The organism is Williamsia sp. DF01-3, assembly GCF_023051145.1.
Taxonomy (GTDB): domain Bacteria; phylum Actinomycetota; class Actinomycetes; order Mycobacteriales; family Mycobacteriaceae; genus Williamsia.
Genome location: NZ_JALKFS010000002.1, coordinates 145,947 through 151,946, shown reverse-complemented (window position 1 = coordinate 151,946; position 6,000 = coordinate 145,947). Strand labels below are relative to the sequence as shown.

Sequence of the window (6,000 nt, the reverse complement as noted above, 5' to 3'; positions counted from 1 at the left end):
ACCTGGTGTCCGCCAACTGCCCTTCTACGAAGAAGGAGAGAAGGAGAAGAAGGCGCTGGCGTGGAGAGGTGGACCGGGCTGAGGACAGAACGGAGTGGCAGGTGATCGGACAGTTTTTCAGCGAGCGCAGCGAGTGCGGGTTGAAAAAGTGTTCGAGCCGAAGGCCGGAGCGCAGCGCAGTCACCTGTTCGAAGTGGCGGACGAACCGGTCACACTCGGAAGGCCAGAAGGACAAAAACGTGACCGTGCCGAAGGCCGGTCACGTCACGCGGATCTCGGCCGCAGGCCGATCACCGCGCGCCGCCAGGCGCTCCGTTGAGGTGACCGCGCAGCGGGCATGGTGGTGCTTGCGTCCAGGAACGCGGTAGCGACGGGTACGAAGTCGCCGGGCTCGACGTCGAAGCCTTCCCCGTGCGTGACGCAGTGGTGCAGCACGGCGGGCCAGAGCGGTGCCCAGGTCGGGGTGTGTTTCGGTCCATTCGTTCGCGACGTAGTCGGTCCACCACAGAACGAACGTGTCTCCGTCTGGGGAAACGGTGGCGTGGACGTCGGAGAGGGTGAGCGTGGCAACGGCGTTCATGAGGGTTCTCCTGGATCGGGGGTCTGTGCCGCAGCACATTTCGGGACAGTGGGCTAGGTGACGGTGCGGCAGTGGCGGCATTCCCACTGCCCGCTGACGCGGGTGCAGGTGCGTCGCTGCTCGCAGAGCCAGCACCGTTGGTTGGCTCGGGTGATGGTGTCGCCGGTCTGATCGGCGGCCGCTGCGGCGGCGGCCACGGTGAGCTGGGCGCGGTGGGCGGCGCGGACCTGCTGGTCGCGGTCGTGTTGCTCGGCCTCGGTCAGCGGCGGGCGGGTGCCGGCGCGCAGGTAGCCGGTGAACGCCCGCGTGCAGTCCGCACAGACGTCGCCTTGCTCGGCGATCGGGTTAACGCAGCCGGGGAGCACGCACCGTGCGAACAGCTCTAGCTCGATGAAGCTGGGCATGGCGGGGCCTTTCAGTCGATGATGAGCGGTAGGCGGGCCACCGGGTCGGGGGGTGGCCCGCCCACCTATGTCAGTGGGTGTGTACTTCGCCGTCTGCGGTGTCGCGGCGTAGGTGCGCGGCCAGGAACGTCTCGGCAGCGGTCGGGCTTCCAGCCGCCCGCAACGCGGCCACGGTCGCTTCTGCTTCCAGGCAGGTGAGCGCACCGCCGATGTCGTCAGCCACGTCGAGTCCGCCGAAGATATCGGCCCACACCGCCAGGGCGTCGGGTGCCTCGGCCGGGGTTCCGGCGTCGACGGCGCTGCGCCAAAACTCCAGCGCCTCAGCGCTTTGGTCGCTATAGGGCGGCAGCCCGGTTCCGGCCCACGCGGGCTGTATCTCGTGGTTGATGGAGGACAGTTGGTCCCCGCGCCACTCTTCGGCGGATCCGAGCACGGCCAGGACCGATGCGACGGCGAGCTGGGCGCGGCGCGGGTTGATGTGATCGGCGATCTCGGCAATGTCCATGACTGGGGTCTCCCTCGGGTCGGTGCGGCAGACCTGGTGTCCACCCACTGTTTTGCCCTTCTGGCAAGGGAGAGGTGGACCGGCTCAGGAGGACAGAACACAAGACCGCGGGCGGAAAGTTTTCAGCGAGCGCAGCGAGTACGGGTGTGAAAAGTTTCCGAGCCCGCAGGGCCGCAGCCGCGGTCTTGTGTGGCGGACGACGCCGGTCACACTCGGACGGCCAGAAGGGACAAAACCAGACACACCGGCCGCCAGGCCGGGCACTGTAAGCCGCAGGCGCTTCCGATCAGGTGACCGCGCAGCGGGCATTCCCGCTCGCCGCGCGGACGTGATGAACGCACAAAGGCCCACCACCCGTTGGGTGGTGGGCCAGGCCGGCGGCGGCCGGGGTTAGGGGGCTACCTCGAGGCGCCAGTAACCGATCGTGCGGGGGAACAACTCGACCGTCTGGGTCTTGGTGGGGCTCAGGTAGGCCTGGGCGGTCGATATCGACCCGTCTGCCATCTCGACGTCGACGAGTCCAACTCGGTGGACCAGCTCGGCGTTGGTGACGGTCAGTGGTCCGTACTGAACTCCGTCGATGGTGGTGTAGACGTTCATGATTGGCCCTTTCGGTAGGTGGCGCTGACGCCTCGCAGTCGGGCTGGGCGGGGTGGCCTGTCAACCCCGAAGAGTCCCGGCAGCCGGAAGCCACTTTCACGCGAGCGCAGCGAGTGCGGGTGTGAAAGTGGTTGGAGCGCACGGGCGCAGCGCAGCGGAGAACGGGCGACACCGCCGGGGCGTGGGTTGACAGGTCGGGGTCCCCGGCCAGCCACCATGAGAAGGCGCGCGCCCCCTTGGTGACCCCAGCAGCGAAGCTCGGGCCGCCAGGTCCGACACGGACTGAGGGGGCGGGGGATGAGAAGCCTGGCCAACGACACAACCAGGGGAGATAGTGTCGGGACCGGGGGGAGTGGTCCCAGGACCGGGGGAATGGTCCGGTTGGCCAGGCTCTCGATGGGCACGTTAGCAGGACGAACTGACATTGCCCATCCCAGACACCAACGGGCCCGGAACGGGACAGGTTGTCTCACCTGCCCCGCTCCGATTGCCTTTAGCTGATGTCGATTTCGTCAGCTTTCATATCACCGGTGACCACTTTCTCGATGTCCGAGAGCGTGTATCCGAACGCTTCGGTGAGAAACCGCAGGTAGCGGGTGCGTGCATCACCGACGCTGCGCAGGTACTCGTGGCCACCGCGCCACGCGTCTTTGGGCAGGTTAGCCTCGTGCGCAGCGCACGTGATCGCCAACGCGATCAGCTGCGCCCGTTCGGCAGCTGCTCCGTCGAGCGCCTCAATGGGATCGACACCGCCGAGCAGCTCGGCGGCGATCTTCTTGGCGCCGGCGTCCTGGCGGGCCACGTTGTACAGATCAGCGTTGCGCCACACCGTGGTCGCCAGGAACGCTGCGACCACCGCAGCCTTGCCCTTGGGCAGGGTCTTGCGGGCGAAGGCCTCGGTGAGCTTGTCCCGGCGCACCTTCTGCGCGGCCACACCCAACTTGTTGAGCGTGATGACCTTGCGGCGTTCACGCTTCTCGGCCTCTTCACGTTCGCGCTCACGGTCGGCGCGCTCGCGGGCGATCCGGTCGGCGCGGTCCTGGGCGCTCTCGCCGTCGGCGTCCTGGGCGGCACCAGCGGCAGGGCTGGGGGCATCGCCGGGCAGGTGCACATCGGTCATCGTTGACCGGCTCCGTTGCCGGTTCTCGCTGGCTGTTTCCAGGCCATCGCGGGCCGGATCGTTGTGGTACCAGGTGACGCACGGGCTCCATTCCAGCTTCTCGGTGACCAGGCGGCAATCAACCATGCCGTCCGCCGCGACGGCGTCGAGGCCTTCGTCCTGCACGCTCCAATCGATCGTCGCCTCCTCGACTCGCTCACCGGCGGCGTTGAGGTAGATCTCTTCGTAGTCGGTCTCCACGAACGCCAGCACGTGTTCGGGGGTGAGGTCGTCGAGCTGCTCGTCGGTCACCTTCTCCCCGGTGTCGGCGTTGACCAGGCTGTAGAACTCGATCCAGGCGCTGCGGTGTTGGGGGCGTACGTCGCTGACGTGAAAGCCCTTGTCCCGCCAGTGCGTCAAACCTTCACGCAGGGCTGCGCGTTGGTCGGCGTTTTCGACCAGCTCGGCGTGCTTGTGTTCGAACCGGCCCTCGGTAGCGGCCTCCAAGAGTTCGGTGACGGCGTCGGTGTCGCCGTCTGCTTCGTATCCGGCGATGATCGCGCCCTGGTCCAAGGTGAGCAGGTCGTTGACCGCCGCCATGGCGTGTGCGGATCCGGCGATGGCCAGGGCCGCATCCACCGTCTTTTTGGGTGTGTTGGTGGTCTTGGCGATCTTGGTGCGCGACAGTCCCAGGTCGAGCAACTGCTGAAACGCCGTGGCGCGGTCGGTGTTGTTCAACTGGGTGCGTTGCTCGTTGGTTTGGAGCTGGTCGCTGATCCGCTCGATGGTCGCGGCGTCGTCGGCGGCCTCCGAACTGATGACGTAGACCGGGATGCTCGACAGTTCGGCCTCGCGGGCTGCGAGAGTGCGCAGCTGCCCGTCACGCACCCGCAACGTGCCATCGGCGTCGCGGGTGGCCAGGACCGGCAACAGCACGCCCCGGGCGGCGATCGAGGCCACGAATGCCTTGTCCAGGGTGGCGTCGGTGCGCACGTTGTCATCGATGATGACCTCGGCGGGGTGGGCGTGCACCAGCTCGCCGGTAGCGGCGGTCTCAGCGCTGGGGGTGAGGGTTGCGGTGTTGTTGTTTCCCATGGTGTTTTCTCCTATTGTGGGTGAGAAGCAACCGGGCCGAGTATCAGTCGGCCCGGCTGCTTTTCTTTATGGGCCAGAAGCGGTTTCGCTACCTGGGGTCTGTGGGTGCCTGGTCGATGGGATTGGTGTCGGCGTCGGCGAGCATGCAGGCGGCGATCACGCTCACGTTCGACAGTCGGGCAGCTTCGTCAAAATGTTTGGTGGCTTCGGTGTGCCAGGCCGCACGATGGTTCGGGTGAGTGGTTGATTCGCCCTGACGGATGTACATCGCGGCCTCGGCGGTTTCGCGGGCAATGGCCTCATCCAACGCGGTGGCCCACTCTTGGGCCTGGGCAATCATGGCCTCGTGGAAGCTGATTCCGCGTAGACCGGCGATCATGCGGACGGCAGCGAAGTTCGGTGCTGCGACGGTCAGGGCGTCGATTTCGGTGTGGAGCTGGTTGATTGACATGGTGTCCCTTCCGGTGGGGTTGTGGTGGTGGAGTTTTAGAGCTGGACGTGGTCGCAGTCGGTCTTTCCGTCTTTCGTGCCGCCGCAGAGGTGGTCTCCGCAGTCGCAGAGGTCGCGGCCGCCTGCGTAGTCGGTGGTGCCGAGGTCGAGGTTGACGCACTGGGCGTTGGGGTTCTCCATCCGCGGGCAGCTGTAGTCGCCGCAGCTACAGAACGGGCCTGCGTAGTAGTTGGTCGCGGCGTTGGGGTTTTCCTCGACCATCTGAAGCTCTTGCAGTTCGCTGATGGGGTGGCTGCTGGTGGTGGACATAACCGGGGTCCTCTCAGTGGATTCGAATAACGGTGGCGGCGGCCTGGTGTGCTTCGGGGCTGCCGATCGCGAGGTCGAGCAATGCGCTCTTGGTGGCCTCGTCGAGATCTGCGTAGGCCGGATCACCGGGCATTTTCGTTTGGTTGTAGACGTGCTCCATCGCAACGAACGGGTCATAGAACATGGCGTGCCTCCCTGGGTTGTCTTGTCCGCCAACTTTTTTGCCCTTCTGGCAAGGGAGATAAAGACCGGCATAGGAGGACAGAGCACAAGATGTGGGCGGAAAGTTTTTCAGGGAGCGCAGCGAGTGCGGGTTGAAAAAGTTTCCGAGCCGCCAGGCCGGAGCGCAGCGGAGCCAGATCTTGTGCGCCGGACGACGCCGGTCAAAATCGGACGGCCAGAAGGACAAAAGGGCTTTTCCGGCCGCCAGGCCGGTGTCACTGTGCGCCGAAGGCGCTCCGAGTAGGTGACCGCGCAGCGGGCATTCTTTCCTGCCGGCCGGTTACGTTGGGAGCATGAACAGTGCTGCAGAACTCGAGATAAGTCGGTTAGTCGATGGCAGCCGGCGGCCGCATGCGGCCGTCGATCTTGAGGTGCTGGTCTTTGGCCGGCGGGCAAGTAAGAAGGCCGGCCACCTCTGGGGAGTGTGGTGGCCGGCCGGGGAGGGCCTGGTCGTGAGGACGCTGGGCGCGATTGTGCGGGAGCTGCGCTAAGCCGCGGGAGGGCCCGGTGCTGCGGTAGCTCTAGGTATGTTGGTGACTCATCGGTCAACCCCGTCGATCAGGGTCTTGCTTCTCGGGATCGTTTTCGATCGCGTTGGCGCGGCGGGCGCGGCTGGCATCGAGGTGTTCATCAAGTTCGGGAGAGATAGGTTGTCCCCGCTGCTTGGCTTATTGGGCGTATTGATAGCTGAGGGTAAATGATTTCGGGCGCGAGGACACGCGCGATGACGTTAGTC

At 65.7% G+C, this 6,000-nt stretch carries 9 protein-coding genes; all 9 read right to left on the bottom strand.

The window, feature by feature from the left end; genetic code table 11:
• A partial coding sequence (locus MVA47_RS01680) for a hypothetical protein (protein WP_247206397.1) occupies positions 1-184 on the bottom strand: 184 nt, incomplete at its 3' end.
• Positions 185-259: 75 nt separating this feature from the next.
• Positions 260-580 carry a hypothetical protein gene (locus MVA47_RS01675; RefSeq protein ID WP_030174723.1) on the bottom strand — a complete coding sequence of 107 codons (321 nt, stop codon included), beginning with the start codon at positions 578-580 and terminating at the stop codon, positions 260-262.
• Between the two features lie 53 nt (positions 581-633).
• Positions 634-984, bottom strand: coding sequence for a hypothetical protein (locus MVA47_RS01670; protein ID WP_051722001.1), 351 nt, complete (start codon positions 982-984; stop codon positions 634-636).
• A gap of 70 nt (positions 985-1,054) precedes the next feature.
• A complete protein-coding gene (locus tag MVA47_RS01665) occupies positions 1,055-1,489 on the bottom strand; it encodes a hypothetical protein (protein WP_030174717.1) in 435 nt (144 codons plus the stop codon).
• 390 nt (positions 1,490-1,879) lie between these two features.
• Complete coding sequence (locus MVA47_RS01660; RefSeq protein ID WP_030174714.1) at positions 1,880-2,089, bottom strand: hypothetical protein; 210 nt, start codon at positions 2,087-2,089, stop codon at positions 1,880-1,882.
• Positions 2,090-2,582: 493 nt separating this feature from the next.
• A complete protein-coding gene (locus MVA47_RS01655; protein WP_051722002.1) occupies positions 2,583-4,283 on the bottom strand; it encodes a ParB N-terminal domain-containing protein in 1,701 nt (566 codons plus the stop codon).
• Positions 4,284-4,371: 88 nt separating this feature from the next.
• Positions 4,372-4,734, bottom strand: a complete 363-nt coding sequence (locus MVA47_RS01650) for a hypothetical protein (protein WP_030174700.1) — start codon at positions 4,732-4,734, stop codon at positions 4,372-4,374.
• A 35-nt stretch (positions 4,735-4,769) separates the two neighbouring features.
• Entirely contained in the window at positions 4,770-5,042 is a 273-nt protein-coding gene (locus MVA47_RS01645; RefSeq protein ID WP_033336183.1) for a hypothetical protein, read from the bottom strand.
• A gap of 13 nt (positions 5,043-5,055) precedes the next feature.
• Positions 5,056-5,226: a hypothetical protein gene (locus MVA47_RS01640; RefSeq protein ID WP_156045726.1), complete on the bottom strand. Its 171-nt coding sequence runs from the start codon at positions 5,224-5,226 to the stop codon at positions 5,056-5,058.
• Positions 5,227-6,000 lie beyond the last annotated feature (774 nt).